Source organism: Streptomyces sp. NBC_00249, assembly GCF_026342355.1.
GTDB lineage: Bacteria > Actinomycetota > Actinomycetes > Streptomycetales > Streptomycetaceae > Streptomyces.
This window is the reverse complement of record NZ_JAPEMV010000005.1, coordinates 134,551-150,054: the sequence shown is the minus strand read 5'-3', so window position 1 is coordinate 150,054 and position 15,504 is coordinate 134,551. Positions and strand designations below refer to the sequence as shown.

At 72.9% G+C, this 15,504-nt stretch carries 14 protein-coding genes; 9 read left to right on the top strand and 5 right to left on the bottom strand.

Going from position 1 to position 15,504, the window contains the following annotated elements; genetic code table 11:
• Positions 1–14: 14 nt before the first annotated feature.
• Both OOK31_RS22420 and OOK31_RS22415 read right to left on the bottom strand, forming a co-directional pair.
• On the bottom strand, positions 15–671 hold the full coding sequence (locus tag OOK31_RS22420) for an MBL fold metallo-hydrolase (protein WP_267089082.1): 657 nt from the start codon (positions 669–671) through the stop codon (positions 15–17).
• Positions 672–681: 10 nt separating this feature from the next.
• Positions 682–1,374, bottom strand: coding sequence for a maleylpyruvate isomerase family mycothiol-dependent enzyme (locus OOK31_RS22415; RefSeq protein ID WP_267089081.1), 693 nt, complete (start codon positions 1,372–1,374; stop codon positions 682–684).
• Positions 1,375–1,563: 189 nt separating this feature from the next.
• On the opposite strand from OOK31_RS22415, the gene uvrA reads away from it, so the two are divergent.
• Complete coding sequence (gene uvrA / locus OOK31_RS22410; RefSeq protein WP_267089080.1) at positions 1,564–4,563, top strand: excinuclease ABC subunit UvrA; 3,000 nt, start codon at positions 1,564–1,566, stop codon at positions 4,561–4,563.
• A gap of 189 nt (positions 4,564–4,752) precedes the next feature.
• Here uvrA and OOK31_RS22405 read toward each other — a convergent pair whose 3' ends face one another.
• Positions 4,753–5,403: an NAD(P)-dependent oxidoreductase gene (locus OOK31_RS22405; protein ID WP_267089079.1), complete on the bottom strand. Its 651-nt coding sequence runs from the start codon at positions 5,401–5,403 to the stop codon at positions 4,753–4,755.
• Positions 5,404–5,471: 68 nt separating this feature from the next.
• Between OOK31_RS22405 and OOK31_RS22400 the strand changes: the two genes are divergently transcribed.
• Positions 5,472–6,077 carry a TetR/AcrR family transcriptional regulator gene (locus tag OOK31_RS22400; protein WP_267089078.1) on the top strand — a complete coding sequence of 202 codons (606 nt, stop codon included), beginning with the start codon at positions 5,472–5,474 and terminating at the stop codon, positions 6,075–6,077.
• Here the strand turns inward: OOK31_RS22400 and OOK31_RS22395 are convergent.
• Positions 6,067–6,975: a carbohydrate kinase gene (locus OOK31_RS22395; protein ID WP_267089077.1), complete on the bottom strand. Its 909-nt coding sequence runs from the start codon at positions 6,973–6,975 to the stop codon at positions 6,067–6,069. The two genes, OOK31_RS22400 and OOK31_RS22395, sit on opposite strands and share 11 nt — an antisense overlap.
• 99 nt (positions 6,976–7,074) lie before the next feature.
• Between OOK31_RS22395 and OOK31_RS22390 the strand changes: the two genes are divergently transcribed.
• Entirely contained in the window at positions 7,075–7,509 is a 435-nt protein-coding gene (locus OOK31_RS22390) for a Rieske (2Fe-2S) protein (RefSeq protein ID WP_267089076.1), read from the top strand.
• Here the strand turns inward: OOK31_RS22390 and OOK31_RS22385 are convergent.
• Entirely contained in the window at positions 7,506–8,438 is a 933-nt protein-coding gene (locus OOK31_RS22385) for a hypothetical protein (RefSeq protein ID WP_267089075.1), read from the bottom strand. The genes OOK31_RS22390 and OOK31_RS22385 overlap by 4 nt on opposite strands.
• A 227-nt stretch (positions 8,439–8,665) precedes the next feature.
• On the opposite strand from OOK31_RS22385, the gene OOK31_RS22380 reads away from it, so the two are divergent.
• The 6 genes from OOK31_RS22380 to whiA all read left to right on the top strand — a co-directional run bounded on the left by OOK31_RS22380 (position 8,666) and on the right by whiA (position 15,492).
• Entirely contained in the window at positions 8,666–9,265 is a 600-nt protein-coding gene (locus tag OOK31_RS22380) for a papain-like cysteine protease family protein (protein WP_267089074.1), read from the top strand.
• 5 nt (positions 9,266–9,270) lie between these two features.
• Complete coding sequence (locus OOK31_RS22375; protein WP_267089505.1) at positions 9,271–10,053, top strand: hypothetical protein; 783 nt, start codon at positions 9,271–9,273, stop codon at positions 10,051–10,053.
• Positions 10,054–10,416: 363 nt separating this feature from the next.
• Positions 10,417–12,447 (top strand): excinuclease ABC subunit UvrC, encoded by a 2,031-nt coding sequence (uvrC, locus tag OOK31_RS22370; protein ID WP_267089073.1) that lies wholly within the window; start codon positions 10,417–10,419, stop codon positions 12,445–12,447.
• Between the two features lie 20 nt (positions 12,448–12,467).
• The gene (gene rapZ, locus OOK31_RS22365; RefSeq protein WP_267089504.1) at positions 12,468–13,439 is read left to right on the top strand and encodes an RNase adapter RapZ; all 972 of its coding nucleotides are present in this window, start codon (positions 12,468–12,470) and stop codon (positions 13,437–13,439) included.
• On the top strand, positions 13,436–14,506 hold the full coding sequence (gene yvcK, locus OOK31_RS22360) for a uridine diphosphate-N-acetylglucosamine-binding protein YvcK (protein ID WP_267089072.1): 1,071 nt from the start codon (positions 13,436–13,438) through the stop codon (positions 14,504–14,506). Before rapZ ends, yvcK begins: the two co-directional genes overlap by 4 nt.
• Positions 14,497–15,492: a DNA-binding protein WhiA gene (gene whiA, locus OOK31_RS22355; protein ID WP_053681599.1), complete on the top strand. Its 996-nt coding sequence runs from the start codon at positions 14,497–14,499 to the stop codon at positions 15,490–15,492. The genes yvcK and whiA overlap by 10 nt, the downstream gene beginning before the upstream one ends.
• The last annotated feature ends 12 nt before the right edge of the window (positions 15,493–15,504 follow it).

Sequence of the window (15,504 nt, the reverse complement as noted above, 5' to 3'; positions counted from 1 at the left end):
CGTGTTGACCGGGATCACCAGCCGCGTTCGCGCCATTCGGCCAGGTGCGGACGCTCGGCGCCGAGCGTGGTGTCGTTGCCGTGCCCGGGGTAGACCCAGGTCTCGTCCGACAGCTGGTCGAAGAGCTTGTGCTGGACATCGTCGATGAGGCTGGCGAAGGCCTCCGCGTCGCCCGAGGTGTTGCCGACGCCGCCGGGGAAGAGGCAGTCGCCGGTGAACACGTGGGCGTGCCCGTGCGGGTCGTCGTAGACGAGGGCGATCGAGCCCGGGGTGTGGCCGACCAGATGCCGGGCGGTCAGCTCGACCCGCCCGACGCGCACGGTGTCCCCGTCCGCGACCAGGACGTCGGTCTTCACCGGGATGCCCTCGGCGTCGAGAGCGCCCGCGTACGTGGTGGCCCCGGTCGCCGCGACCACCTCGGCGAGCGCGCCCCAGTGGTCGCCGTGGCGGTGGGTGGTGACGACGGAGGCGATGCCGTCGTCCCCGATCAGGCTCAGCAGCGTGCCGGCCTCGGCGGCCGCGTCGATGAGCAGCTGCTCGTCGGTGGCGCGGCAGCGCAGCAGGTAGGCGTTGTTGTTCATCGAGCCGACCGCGACCTTGGAAATCATCAGGTCCGCGAGCTCGTGCACGTCGGCCGGACCGCCGACTTTGACCTCTCCGGTGTACGTCATGGTCTTGATCCTAGAGCGGGGGGAGCTCGGGCAGGCCGTCGCCGGCGACGACGGAGAGGCGGGCGCCCCGCAGGCCCCGGCCGGCCAGCCAGCCGAGCAGCTCGTCCTTCGGGCCTTCGAGGACGACCGGGGTGCCCTCCGTGCCGCCGGTGTGCCAGACCTGGCCGGACGGGGCCCGTAGGGTCACCGGCGGCACCTCGGGACGGCCCGACCAGCGGTCGGCGAGGAAGACGATCTCCCGGTCGGTGAACTCCTCGGGGAGGTCCTGGAGCCCGTAGCCGACGTTCAGGTCGACGTGGTGCAGCTGCACCTCCACCAGGCGCCGGAACGGCACGTTCGAGGCCAGGTCGGTGACCCCGTTGCGCAGCTCGACGGTGCGCGACCAGTCCTGTGCGGGCTCGGTGGTGGCGAGGAAGCGGGCCCCGGAATCACGGAGGTCCGTCAGGTGTTCTTCCAGGGGCCGGCCGGCGTCGCGCTCGATGTCCGCGTCGCGGGCGGTGCCGCTCTCGTACATGGGGCGGCCCTCGAAGACGTTCACCAGGGCGTCCGCGTTGCGTGCGAGGTGGGCCAGGATGTGCCCGCGGGTCCAGCCGGGAAGGTGTGACTCCTCGGCCAGGGCGGCGTTGTCCAGTTTCGCGACCGCGGTCAGCAGCTGGTCCGTCGCCTCGCGTACGGACCGCAGGTCGTCCACATGATCAGTCATGGATCGGAGCCTAGTGGGCCCCGGGCTCCCGCCACACGATCGGGTGAAGCGGTCTCCGGAGTGCCCTAAATCGAATGTGCGTGCTATACGCTCGGAAGTCCAGACCCACTCCACCGCAGAGGCGCCCCCCATACCCTGGACAGCCGGGGCCCGTGGCCCCCGCTTCTCTCAAGAAAGGTGCGGACCGGCGTGACCGACCGTCTCATCGTTCGTGGCGCTCGCGAGCACAACCTGAAGAACGTCTCGCTCGACCTGCCCCGCGATTCACTCATCGTCTTCACCGGACTCTCCGGCTCGGGCAAGTCCTCCCTGGCCTTCGACACGATCTTCGCCGAGGGCCAGCGCCGCTACGTCGAGTCGCTCTCCTCCTACGCCCGCCAGTTCCTCGGGCAGATGGACAAGCCCGACGTCGACTTCATCGAGGGCCTCTCCCCGGCCGTCTCCATCGACCAGAAGTCGACCTCGCGCAACCCCCGCTCCACCGTCGGCACCATCACCGAGGTCTACGACTACCTCCGCCTGCTCTTCGCCCGCATCGGGAAGCCGCACTGCCCCGAGTGCCGCCGCCCGATCTCGCGGCAGTCCCCGCAGGCCATCGTCGACAAGGTGCTCGCCCTCCCCGAGGGCAGCCGCTTCCAGGTGCTGTCCCCGCTGGTCCGCGAGCGCAAGGGCGAGTTCGTCGACCTCTTCGCCGACCTCCAGACCAAGGGCTACAGCAGGGCGCGGGTGGACGGGCAGACCGTCCAGCTCTCCGAGCCGCCCACCCTGAAGAAGCAGGAGAAGCACACGATCGAGGTGGTCATCGACCGCCTCACCGTCAAGGACAGCGCCAAGCGCCGGCTCACCGACTCCGTCGAGACCGCGCTCGGCCTCTCCGGCGGCATGGTCATCCTGGACTTCGTCGACCTCGCCGAGGACGACCCCGAGCGTGAGCGGATGTACTCCGAGCACCTCTACTGCCCGTACGACGACCTCTCCTTCGAGGAGCTGGAGCCGCGCTCCTTCTCCTTCAACTCGCCCTTCGGTGCCTGCCCCGAGTGCACCGGCATCGGCACGCGCATGGAGGTGGACCCCGAGCTGATCGTCCCGGACGAGGACAAGTCGCTGGACGAGGGCGCGGTCTCGCCCTGGGCGCTCGGCCACACCAAGGACTACTTCCAGCGGCTGATCGGCGCGCTCGCCGAGGAACTGGGCTTCCGCACCGACATCGCCTGGGCCGGACTGCCGCTGCGCGCCAAGAAGGCCCTGATGTACGGGCACAAGACGCAGATCGAGGTCCGCTACCGCAACCGGTACGGACGGGAGCGCGCGTACACGACGGCCTTCGAGGGCGCCGTGCCCTTCGTCAAGCGGCGGCACTCGGAGTCCGAGAGCGACGCCAGCCGCGAGCGCTTCGAGGGCTACATGCGCGAGGTGCCCTGCCCGACCTGTGAGGGCACCCGCCTCAAGCCGATCGTCCTCGCGGTGACGGTGATGGAGAAGTCCATCGCCGAGGTCGCCGCGATGTCGATCAGCGAGTGCGCCGACTTCCTCGGGCGGATGCGCCTCGACGCCCGCGACAAGAAGATCGCCGAGCGGGTCCTCAAGGAGGTCAACGAGCGGCTGCGCTTCCTCGTGGACGTCGGCCTGGACTACCTCTCCCTCAACCGAGCCGCCGGCACCCTCTCGGGCGGCGAGGCCCAGCGCATCCGGCTGGCCACGCAGATCGGCTCCGGGCTGGTCGGCGTGCTGTACGTGCTCGACGAGCCCTCCATCGGCCTGCACCAGCGCGACAACCACCGGCTGATCGAGACGCTGGTGCGGCTGCGGGACATGGGCAACACCCTGATCGTCGTCGAGCACGACGAGGACACCATCAAGGTGGCCGACTGGGTCGTCGACATCGGCCCCGGCGCGGGCGAGCACGGCGGCAAGGTGGTGCACAGCGGCTCGCTGAAGGACCTGCTGAAGAACCCCGAGTCGATGACCGGGCAGTACCTGTCGGGCAAGCGGTCCATCCCGGTGCCGGACGTACGCCGCCCCGTGGACGGGGAGCGCCGCCTCACCGTCCACGGTGCCAAGGAGAACAACCTGCGGGACATCGACGTGTCCTTCCCGCTGGGCGTGTTCACGGCGGTCACCGGTGTCTCGGGCTCCGGCAAGTCGACGCTGGTCAACGACATCCTGTACACGCACCTGGCCCGCGAGCTCAACGGCGCCCGGTCCGTGCCGGGCCGCCACACGCGCGTCGCGGGCGACGAGCTGGTCGACAAGGTCGTCCATGTCGACCAGTCGCCCATCGGCCGGACCCCCCGGTCCAACCCGGCGACGTACACGGGCGTCTTCGACCACGTGCGCAAGCTGTTCGCGGAGACGATGGAGGCGAAGGTGCGCGGCTACCTGCCGGGCCGCTTCTCCTTCAACGTCAAGGGCGGCCGGTGCGAGAACTGCTCCGGCGACGGCACCATCAAGATCGAGATGAACTTCCTGCCGGACGTCTACGTCCCGTGCGAGGTGTGCCACGGCGACCGGTACAACCGGGAGACGCTGGAGGTCCACTACAAGGGCAAGTCCATCGCCGAGGTCCTGAACATGCCGATCGAGGAGGCGCTGGACTTCTTCGAGGCCGTCCCGACGATCGCCCGCCACCTGCGGACGCTCAACGAGGTGGGGCTGGGCTACGTCCGGCTCGGCCAGTCCGCGCCGACCCTGTCGGGCGGTGAGGCGCAGCGCGTGAAGCTGGCCTCCGAGCTGCAGAAGCGCTCCACGGGCCGCACGGTGTACGTCCTGGACGAGCCGACGACCGGTCTGCACTTCGAGGACATCAGCAAGCTCATCAAGGTGCTGTCGGGCCTGGTGGACAAGGGCAACTCGGTGATCGTCATCGAGCACAACCTGGACGTCATCAAGACCGCCGACTGGGTCGTGGACATGGGCCCGGAGGGCGGTTACGGCGGCGGGCTCGTCGTCGCCGAGGGCACTCCCGAGCAGGTCGCCTCGGTGGGCGCGAGCCACACGGGCAAGTTCCTGCGGGACATCCTCGGCGCGGAGCGGGTGTCGGACGCGGCCATGGCGCCGCCGCAGGCCCCGGCGCGGGCGGCGCGCAAGACGGCGACCGCGAAGAAGGCGGCCCCGGCGAAGAAGACGGCGACGGCCGCCGCGAAGAACGCGGCCCCGGCGAAGAAGGCGACGCGCGCCCGCAAGGCCTAGCTCGTCCAGCCCGTACGCGACGGGGCGGGGTCCCGGCCGGAGAAGGCCGGGGCCCCGCCCCGTTTCCGTGCCCGGCCGGGGCCGACCCCACCCCCGAGGGAGGTCGGCCCCGGCCGCGCCGTCCGCCCGGGGAGCCGGGCGCGCACCGGGCGCGGCCGGCCCCGTCGGGGTCCGCCGCCCGTCCCGGGGTCAGGCGGCGACGCCGACCGCGTGGCCCGCCGTCGACGGGTCGGTCAGGGTGGTCAGCAGGGCATCCGCGACGTCCGCGCGGGCGATGACCTTCCCGCCGGGCACATTGGCGTCCAGAGCGCGGCGGTAGGTGCCGGTGCGGGGACGGTTCAGCAGGCGCGGCGGGCGGATCACCGTCCACCGAGTGCCGCTCGCCCCGATGGCGGCCTCCATGACCGCCAGGTCCGCGTACAGGTCGCGCAGCGCCCTGCGCAGCAGCGGGTAGACCACGGCCCGGACCAGCAGGCCGTCGCCCGGGGCCTCGGGTCCGAGCGGGGCGGCGCTGACCGCCGACAGCCGGGTCACCCCGGCCCGGTCCATCGCGGAGACGACGGCCTTCAGGGCCGGCCCCGCGATGGGGGTGAGCCGGGCCTGCTTGTTGTTCGCGGGGCCCAGCGCGGAGACCACCGCGTCCCGGCCCGCCAGCAGCGGGACCAGCGCGTCCTCGTCCGTCAGGTCGGCCAGCACCGCCACCCGCAGGCGGTCGTGGGCCGGTACGCCGAGGCGGGCCGGGTCGCGGACCACCGCCGTCACCTCGTGGCCCGCCGCGAGGGCCTGGCGGACGACCTCGCGGCCGACTCCGCCCGTGGCTCCGAACACCGTGAGTTTCATGGGGACCCCCTGGACTCCGTGATGGTGGGTGAGTATTCACTCACCCCCGTGTCCACTAGGGTGAGTGAATGCCCACCCCCACGTCAAGCCGACCCACTCCCGAACGGCTGCTGGACGCCGCCGAGACCCTCATGCGCACGGTCGGCCTCGCCAACACCACCACCAAGGCCATCGCCCGCGAGGCCGGCTGCTCGGAAGCCGCGCTCTACAAGCACTACGCGAACAAGGAAGAGCTGTTCGTCCGCGTGCTGATGGAACGCACCGCCGACGCCGGGCCGCTCATGGCCGCGCTCACGGCGGAACCGGGGGAGGGAGGCACTCTGGACGCCCTCACCGACATCGCCCTGCACGCCTCGCTCTTCTACGCCGAGGCCATGCCCATGGCCGCCTCTCTCTTCGCCGAACCCGCCCTGCTCACCCGCCACCGCGAGGGCGTCCAGCGGATCGGCGCGGGCCCGCACGTGGTGCGCGACGCCCTGGCCGGGCGGCTGCGGCGGGAGCTCGACGCGGGCCGGCTCAGGCCCGGCGCCGACCCCGGCGCCGCCGCCGCGCTGCTGCTCGGCGCCTGCTTCCAGCGGGCCTTCTTCCTGCACTTCTCCGGCGCCGAGTCGGTCGAGCCGGTCGAGGAGTTCGCCCCGGCCGTCGCCCGGACCCTGTGGGCCGCTATCGGCTGAGCTCCAGCTCGGCCGCGTACGGCGGCTCCGCCCCCGCCCGGGTGCAGGTCAGCGCGGCCGCGTGGGCGGCGTAGGCCAGGACGGACGGCCAGTCCACCGGGCTCCCGCCCCGGCCGCCGAGGCCCGTGTCCGGGCCGCCCGCCAGCCGGTGCAGCAGCGCCGCGTTGACGGTGTCGCCCGCGCCGATCGTGTCCGCGACCACGACCGGGCGGGCCGCCGCACCGTGCTCCGCGCCCTCCCGCGTCCGGACGGTCAGGCCCGCCGCGCCCCGGGTCAGCACCACCGCCGACGGCCCGGCCGCCAGCCAGTCGGGGATCCGGCCGCCCAGCCAGGCCGCGTCCTCCTCCGACAGCTTCAGCACCGACACGTACGGCAGCCAGCCCAGGAACCGCTTCCGGTAGCCGGCCGGGTCCGCGATCAGCGCCGGGCGGATGTTGGGGTCCAGCAGGGTCAGCAGCCCGCGCCGCGACTCCCGGCGCAGCAGGGCCTCGTACGCGCTCGCGCCCGGCTCCAGCGCCAGCGAGCAGGTACCGAGCGCGAGGGCCCGGGCGCCCCGGGGCAGTGCGGGCGGCAGCGTGAACAGCCGGTCGGCCGTCCCCTCCGTGTAGAAGCGGTACGCGGCCGAGCCGTCCGGGGCCAGGGAGGGCACGGCCAGCGTGGTCGGCTCGGGCCCGCGCTGCACCAGCGACAGGTCCACCCCGGCGGCCCGGAGCCCGGCGAGGAGGCTCTCGCCGAAACCGTCCGACGACACCCGGGAGCAGAAGGCCGCCCCGGCCCCGAGCCGCCCGAGCGCCAGCGCGGTGTTGTACGGGCCGCCACCGGGCCGGGGCAGCAGCGCGCCCGGCGGCTCCGCGACGGGCACCAGGTCGATCAGGGCTTCTCCACCGACGACGATCACGCGGGGAAGGTATCCCATCGGAACCCCGCACCAGGCCCCCGGTATCGTCGGCGGGGCCCGGCCCCCCTCGGGCCCGCCGCCTCTTCCCAGGAGAACCCCATGTCCGCGTCGCAGTCCGCCGCCGCCCGCCGCACCGTCCTCAAGGGCGCTGCCGCGCTCGCCGGGGCCGTCGGCGCCGGAGCGACGCTCTCCGCGTGCTCCACGGAGACCAACAGCGGCGGCGGCACCCCGGCCGTCCCGAAGGAACCGGTGGAGCTGGGCGCCGCGAGCGAGGTCCCGGTCGGCGGCGCGAAGCTGTTCCGGGAGCGCAAGCTCGTCGTCAGCTGCCCGGCGGAGGGCGAGTACAAGGCGTTCAGCGCCCAGTGCACGCACGCGGGCTGCGTCCTGGACAAGATCGTCGAGGGCGAGGGCAACTGCCCGTGCCACGGCAGCCGCTTCGACGTGAAGACGGGCAAGGTCCTGCGCGGCCCGGCCACCGACCCGCTGCCCTCCGTCCCGGTCAAGACGGAGAACGGCAAGCTCATCGCGGGCTAGTCCCAGTCCCAGGCGATGCCCAGGATCCCGCGCCGTACGGCCTGTTCCACCAGGTGGACCGCGCGGTGGCGGCCGCTCGGGGTGAGGTCGCAGAGGGCGGTGCGGGGGGAGTTGGGGCCCGTGCGGGCGAAGCGGTGGCAGCGCACCGGGAGGGCCGCCTCGTCGAAGCGGACCTGGAGCATGTACTGGCCGCCCGCGTAGCTGAACCCCCGTACGTACTCCGAGCTGCGCGCGCCCGTGCCGTCCTCGACGCCGTAGCCGAAGACGTACGTGTCCCCGCGCCGCAGCCGGGCGTCGAAGAGCAGCTCGGCGACCACCACCCCGGTCTCCGGGTGGCAGCGCACCCGGCCCGTGCGGCAGTTCTCGTACGCCGTCACCCGCACCCGGGCCGCGTCGCAGCCCGGGTCGCCGTGGTGGACGGCGAGGTAGCGGTCGACGCCGTCGCGGTGGGCCCGGACGATCTGCTGCGAGGACCGGGTGCGCAGTTCGCCGCCCGCCCCGATGCGGACCCGCTCGTGGTGGTCCACCGAGTGCAGCCCGCCGTCCGCCGGCAGCTCCATCGCGTCCAGCAGCTGTTCCACCGCCGCGCCGACGCTCACCAGCGCCCGGTACGAGCGGGCCGCCGGGCGGCCGGTCCCGGGGGCGTCCTCGGGGGTGCTCAGCAGGCGCAGGAGGGCGCCGTCGGGGAGTTCGAGGATCTGCTCCAGGGCGCGTACGGCCCGCAGCGACTCCGGGTGGCGGGGGCGCCGGGCGCCCTGCTGCCAGTAACTGAGGCTGGTGACGCCGACCTTGATGCCGAGGGCCGCGAGGCGGTGCTGCACGCGGTGCAGCGGCAGGCCGCGGGCGGTGAGGGCGGCGCGCAGGGCGAGGTGGAAGGGGCCGCCGTGCAGGAGGCGGCCGAGTTCGGCCGTGTCGCCGGTGGGTCGCATGGCGACTCCTCTGTGAACGTTCACACGCGCCGGTGTGGGGGACCGGGACGGTGGGGCCGGGGGACCAGGTGAAACGACCGCAACCGTTCACACCACAGCCCCACCGTTCACACTGCAATGTCACCGCGTATTGAAGCGTGTTGACCTGATCGCGACAACTCCCTGATGCTCCTCCACAGCGTCCGGACGCGCTCCTCCACCCCCACATCCCCCTCGGGAGGAACGCGATGCGCAACCGAAAGCGGCGGCTGTACCCGGCCGCCCTCCTCACCGCCCTGCTCATGGCCCTGCCCGCCATCGGTACCGGCACCGCCGCCGCCGCCGATGCGGCAGCCGACTCCGCCCTCGCCTCCAAGCGCCTGAACATCACCATGCAGGCCCAGCAGAAGAACAACTGGTGCTGGGCCGCGGGCGGCAACACCATAGCCACCTGGTTCGGCCGCAACTACAGCCAGAACCAGTTCTGCAACGCCGCCTTCAACCGGCAGCAGGGCACCGAGTGCCCCAACAACCAGGCCACCCTGGGCAACGTGCAGAACGGCCTGCGCTGGGCCGGCATCAACTCCGGCAGCTACGTGACCGGCTGGCTCCAGTACTCCACCGTGCAGACCGAGATCAACGCCGACCGTCCGATCGAGACCCGCATCCAGTGGTCCAACGGCGGCGGCCACATGCACGTCGTCTACGGCTACGACACCGCCAACAGCTGGGTCTACTGGGGCGACCCCTGGCCCTCCAGCGACCGCTACAACTGGGCCTCGCACGCCTGGTACGTGGACAACAGCACCTTCTCCTGGACCCACTCCCTCTACCGGATCGGGGCGTGACCGCCATGACCCTGCGCGCCACCGCCGCCGCGGTCCTCGCCTCCACCGCCCTCCTCGGCCTCGCCGGACCGGCCTCCGCGGCCCCCGTGCCGCAGCCCCAGGCGGCCACCGCCGAGACCAGGGCGGCCGCCCACGAGGCCGCCGCCGCACCCGACACCCTGGCCACCCTCTCCCGGTTCTTCGCCCGCGAGGGCAAGGTCTCCCTCACCGCCGCCCAGCCCCGGATCGAGGGCGGGGCCATCCCCGTGCACTACCTGTCCCCGGACTTCGTCGCGGGCAAGGCGGGGGCGACCGTCGCCCGCCTGGAGTTCCTCGCCAGCAAGGCGGTGTCCTCCGACGGACAGCAGGCGGCCCTGTGGACCGCGAAGACGGAGGCCGGCTGGCAGGTCGTGAACATAGCCACCGGCGACGAGGAATTCCGCTACGCGCAGCTCGGCGCCGAGAAACTGCCCGGCGGCACCGTGTTCCGCGAGCCGCAGATCGACGCCTGGTACGTCGCCGGGGACAGCCGGGTGCTGCCGCTGGACGAGGACGCGGTGCGGGCCGTGGGCGAGCGGGGCACGACGCTCGGCGCGTACCGGGTCCGGGTGACGAAGGCCTACGGGGACAAGCTGCCGGGCTCGGCGTACGCCGAGGGGGGCCGGGCGGGGGGCTTCGAGGAAGCCGGGGCGCCGGGGGCGCCGGGGGTTCCGGTGGGGGTGGTCGCCGGCGGGGCCGGAGTGCTCGCGCTGGGCGCGGCCGGGTCCGTGGCGCTGCTGCGGCGGCGCCGGGTCCCTGCCGGGGGCTGACCCCCGCGCCCCGTGGGGCCCGGCCGCCGCCAGGGGCCGGGCCCTGCGGGGCTGTCCCCGACCCGCCCTTCCACCGTTCCCCGGGCGCTGCCCGGACCCGCGCCTCAAACGCCGGCGGGGCTGAAACGCCTCAAACGCCGGCGGGGCTGAAACGCCTCAAACGCCGGCGGGGCTGAAACGCCTCAAGCGCCGGCGGGGCTGAAAGACCTGGGGGTCCGCCCCGGACCCCGCGCCTCAAGCGTCGGCGGGGCCGGATGTGGCCGGCGCGGGTGTTCGGGTGCGGCGGCGGTGGATCCGGGGGGCTGGAACATGGCCCACGTAGGCGTGCGGCTCGTTGTCGGTGGGCGACAGTAGGGTGGCGGCATGGCCGATCCTTCCAGCTACCGTCCCAAGCCTGGACAGATCCCCGACTCCCCGGGGGTCTACAAGTTCCGCGACGAGCACCGCCGGGTGATCTACGTCGGGAAGGCCAAGAGCCTGCGCCAGCGCCTGGCCAGCTACTTCCAGGACCTCGCGGGCCTGCACCCCCGTACCGCCACCATGGTGACCACCGCCGCCTCCGTCGAGTGGACCGTCGTCTCCACCGAGGTCGAGGCGCTCCAGCTCGAGTACTCCTGGATCAAGGAGTTCGACCCCCGGTTCAACGTCAAGTACCGGGACGACAAGAGCTACCCCTCCCTCGCCGTCACCCTGAACGAGCAGTACCCCCGCGTCCAGGTCATGCGCGGGCCCAAGAAGAAGGGCGTGCGCTACTTCGGACCGTACGGGCACGCCTGGGCGATCCGCGAGACCGTCGACCTGATGCTCAGGGTGTTCCCCGTGCGGACCTGCTCCGCAGGGGTGTTCAAGCGGTCCGCGCAGATCGGCCGGCCCTGCCTGCTCGGCTACATCGGCAAGTGCTCCGCGCCCTGCGTCGGCCGGGTCACCCCCGAGGAGCACCGTGAACTCGCCGAGGACTTCTGCGACTTCATGGCGGGGCGGACCGGCACCTACCTCTCCCGGCTCGAAGCCGAGATGCACGAGGCCGCCGAGGAGATGGAGTACGAGAAGGCCGCCCGGCTGCGCGACGACATAGGGGCCCTGCGCCGGGCCATGGAGAAGAACGCCGTCGTCCTCGCCGACGCCACCGACGCCGACCTCGTCGCCGTCGCCGAGGACGAGCTCGAAGCCGCCGTGCAGATCTTCCACGTCCGCGGCGGCCGGGTCCGCGGCCAGCGCGGCTGGGTCACCGACAAGGTGGAGGCCGTCGACACCGCCGGGCTCGTCGAGCACGCCCTCCAGCAGCTGTACGGGGAGGAGCAGGGCGAGGCCGTACCCAAGGAGGTGCTGGTCCCGGCCCTGCCCGAGGACACGCCTGCGCTGAGCGAGTGGCTCGCCGAGCGGCGCGGCTCCCAGGTCAGCCTGCGGATCCCGCAGCGCGGGGACAAGAAGGCCCTGATGGAGACCGTCCACCGCAACGCCCAGCAGTCCCTGGCCCTGCACAAGACCAAGCGCGCCAGCGACCTCACCACCCGCTCCCGGGCCCTGGAGGAGATCGCCGAGGCCCTGGAGCTGGACAGCGCCCCCCTGCGCATCGAGTGCTTCGACATCTCCCACCTCCAGGGCGACGACGTGGTCGCGTCGATGGTCGTCTTCGAGGACGGACTCGCCCGCAAGAGCGAGTACCGGCGCTTCGCGATCAAGTCCTTCGAGGGGCAGGACGACGTCCGCTCCATGCACGAGGTGGTCTCCCGCCGCTTCCGCCGCTACCTCCAGGAGAAGCTGAAGACGGGGGAGTGGGATGCGCAGGACGCCGAGGGCGCCGAGGACGCCGACCGCGGGGACACGCCCGGGGACGACGGCCGGCCCAAGCGTTTCGCGTACCCGCCGCAGCTGGTCGTGGTCGACGGCGGGCAGCCGCAGGTCGCCGCGGCCAAGCGGGCCCTGGAGGAGCTCGGCGTGGACGACGTGGCCGTGTGCGGCCTCGCCAAGCGCCTGGAGGAGGTCTGGCTGCCCGGCGAGGACGACCCGGTCGTGCTGCCCCGCACCAGCGAGGGCCTCTACCTGCTCCAGCGGGTGCGTGACGAAGCCCACCGGTTCGCGATCCAGTACCAGCGCAGCAAGCGCGGCAAACGCCTGAAATCCGGGCCCCTCGACGAGGTCCCCGGCCTCGGCGAGAGCCGCAAGCAGGCCCTGGTGAAGCACTTCGGTTCGGTGAAGAAGCTGAGACAGGCGACAATCGACCAGATCTGCGAGGTCCCGGGCATAGGCCGTAAGACGGCCGAGACCGTGGCCGCGGCTCTCGCCCGGTCGGCCCCCGCCGGTCCTGCCGTCAATACGGCGACAGGAGAGATCATGGAGGACGAGGCCCCCGCACCGGCGGGAGCAGCGTCCGAACGGGGGACCGAGCAATGACCGAGCACGCGTCCGATCACATGACCGACCACGCGACCGAGCAGACCACCGACCACACGACCGAGCACGACCGAGACGGAGCACAGGTGAGTACGGGCACGACACTGGAGCCCGGCGACAGCGCCGAGGCCGCCATCCCCGAGCTGGTGATCATCTCCGGGATGTCCGGGGCCGGCCGCAGTACGGCGGCCAAGTGTCTGGAGGACCTCGGCTGGTTCGTCGTCGACAACCTTCCGCCGGCGCTGATCCCCACCATGGTGGAGCTCGGCGCCCGCTCGCAGGGCAACGTGGCGCGCATCGCCGTCGTCGTCGACGTCCGCGGCCGCCAGTTCTTCGACGCCCTGCGCGAGTCCCTCTCCGACCTCGACAGCCGGGGCGTCACCCGCCGCATCGTCTTCCTGGAGTCCTCCGACGACGCGCTGGTCCGCCGCTTCGAGTCCGTCCGCCGCCCGCACCCCCTCCAGGGCGACGGCCGCATCACCGACGGCATCGCCGCCGAGCGCGACCTGCTGCGCGAGCTGCGCGGCGACGCCGACCTGGTCATCGACACCTCCAGCCTGAACGTGCACGAGCTGCGCGCCAAGATGGACGCCCAGTTCGCGGGCGACGAGGAGCCCGAGCTGCGGGCCACCGTCATGTCCTTCGGCTACAAGTACGGCCTCCCCGTCGACGCCGACCTCGTCGTCGACTGCCGCTTCATCCCCAACCCGCACTGGGTCCCGGAGCTGCGCCCCTTCACCGGCCTCAACGAGGAGGTGTCGGGCTACGTCTTCGCCCAGCCCGGCTCCAAGGAGTTCCTCGACCGCTACACCGAGCTGCTCCAGCTCATCGCCGCCGGCTACCGCCGCGAGGGCAAGCGGTACGTGACCATCGCGGTCGGCTGCACCGGCGGCAAGCACCGCAGCGTGGCCATGTCCGAGAAGCTCGCCGCCCGCCTCGCCTCCGAGGGAGTCGAGACCGTCGTCGTCCACCGGGACATGGGGCGCGAGTGACCGGTCGGACCCTGCGGCTGCGCCGGCTGCGCCGCCTCACCCCCGGCCGGGGTGAGGACGGCGCGGCCCGCGCGGGCCGCCGCGGCGCGGCGGCGGCCAAGGTGGTCGCGCCCAAGGTCGTCGCCCTCGGCGGCGGCATGGGCCTGTCGGCCTCCCTCGCCGCCCTGCGCCGGATCACCGGCGAGCTCACCGCGGTGGTCACCGTCGCCGACGACGGCGGCTCCAGCGGCCGGCTCCGGGAGGAGCTCGGCGTGCTGCCGCCCGGCGACCTGCGCAAGGCGCTGGCCGCGCTGTGCGGGGACGACGACTGGGGGCAGACCTGGGCCCGCGTCATCCAGCACCGCTTCCAGTCCGAGGGCGACCTCCACGGCCACGCCGTCGGCAACCTGCTGATCGTCGCCCTGTGGGAACAGCTCGGCGACCCCGTCCAGGCCCTCGACCTGGTCGGCAAGCTGCTCGGCGCGCACGGCCGGGTGCTGCCCATGTCGGCGGTGCCGCTGGAGCTCCAGGCCCTGGTCAAGGGCCACGACCCGGCGCGCCCGGAGGACGTGGACACCGTACGGGGGCAGGCCACGGTCGCCCTCACGCCCGGCGAGGTGCTCTCCGTACAGGTCGTCCCCAGCGACCCGCCGGCCGTACCCGAGGCCGTCGCCGCCGTCCTCGACGCCGACTGGGTGGTGCTCGGCCCGGGATCCTGGTTCTCCTCCGTGATCCCGCACCTGCTGGTGCCGGAACTGCTCGACGCGCTGGTCGAGACGAAGGCCCGGCGGGTCCTCTCGCTGAACCTCGCTCCGCAACCCGGTGAAACCGAGGGCTTCTCTCCGCAGCGTCATTTGGAGGTTTTGGCCCGACACGCCCCTAAACTCGCCCTGGACGTGGTGCTGGCCGACGAGGCCGCCGTGCCCGACCGCGAGTCCCTCGCCGAAGCCGCCAAACGGTTCGGTGCCGCGGTCGAGCTGGCGCCGGTTGCCAGGCAGGACGGCTCTCCGAAGCACGACCCGGAGCTGCTGGCCGCCGCGTACGACCGTATTTTTCGGATGCATGGAAGGATCGGCCCATGGCGATGACGCCTGCGGTGAAGGATGAGATCTCCCGCCTGCCCGTCACCCGGACCTGCTGCAGGAAGGCGGAGGTCTCGGCGATCCTTCGGTTCGCCGGCGGGCTGCACCTGGTGAGCGGCCGCATCGTCATCGAGGCGGAGCTGGACACCGGGGTCGCCGCGCGGCGGCTGCGCAAGGACATCCTGGAGATCTTCGGGCACTCCTCCGACCTGGTGGTGATGGCCCCGGGCGGACTGCGCCGGGGCAGCCGCTTCGTCGTACGGGTCGTCGCGGGCGGGGACCAGCTGGCGCGCCAGACGGGCCTCGTGGACGGCCGCGGCCGCCCCATCCGGGGTCTGCCCCCGCAGGTGGTCTCCGGGGCCACCTGTGACGCCGAGGCGGCCTGGCGCGGTGCCTTCCTGGCCCACGGCTCCCTCACCGAGCCGGGACGGTCCTCCTCCCTGGAGGTCACCTGCCCGGGTCCGGAGGCCGCCCTGGCCCTGGTGGGCGCCGCCCGCAGGCTCTCCATCGCCGCCAAGGCCCGCGAGGTGCGCGGCGTGGACCGGGTCGTCGTCCGCGACGGCGACGCCATCGGTGCCCTGCTGACCCGCCTCGGCGCCCACGACTCGGTGCTGGCCTGGGAGGAGCGGCGGATGCGGCGCGAGGTGCGCGCCACCGCCAACCGCCTCGCCAACTTCGACGACGCCAACCTGCGCCGCTCGGCGCGGGCCGCGGTCGCCGCCGGGGCCCGGGTGCAGCGCGCGCTGGAGATCCTCGGCGAGGAGGTCCCCGAGCACCTTGCCGCGGCCGGCCGGCTGCGGATGGAGCACAAGCAGGCCTCCCTGGAGGAGCTGGGCGCGCTCGCCGACCCGCCGCTGACCAAGGACGCGGTCGCGGGCCGGATCCGGCGCCTGCTGGCGATGGCCGACAAGCGCGCCCAGGACCTCGGTATTCCGGGCACGGAGTCCAACCTGGACCTCAGCGAGGAGCTCGCCGACAACATGGCGGGCTGACCGCCGCGCCGC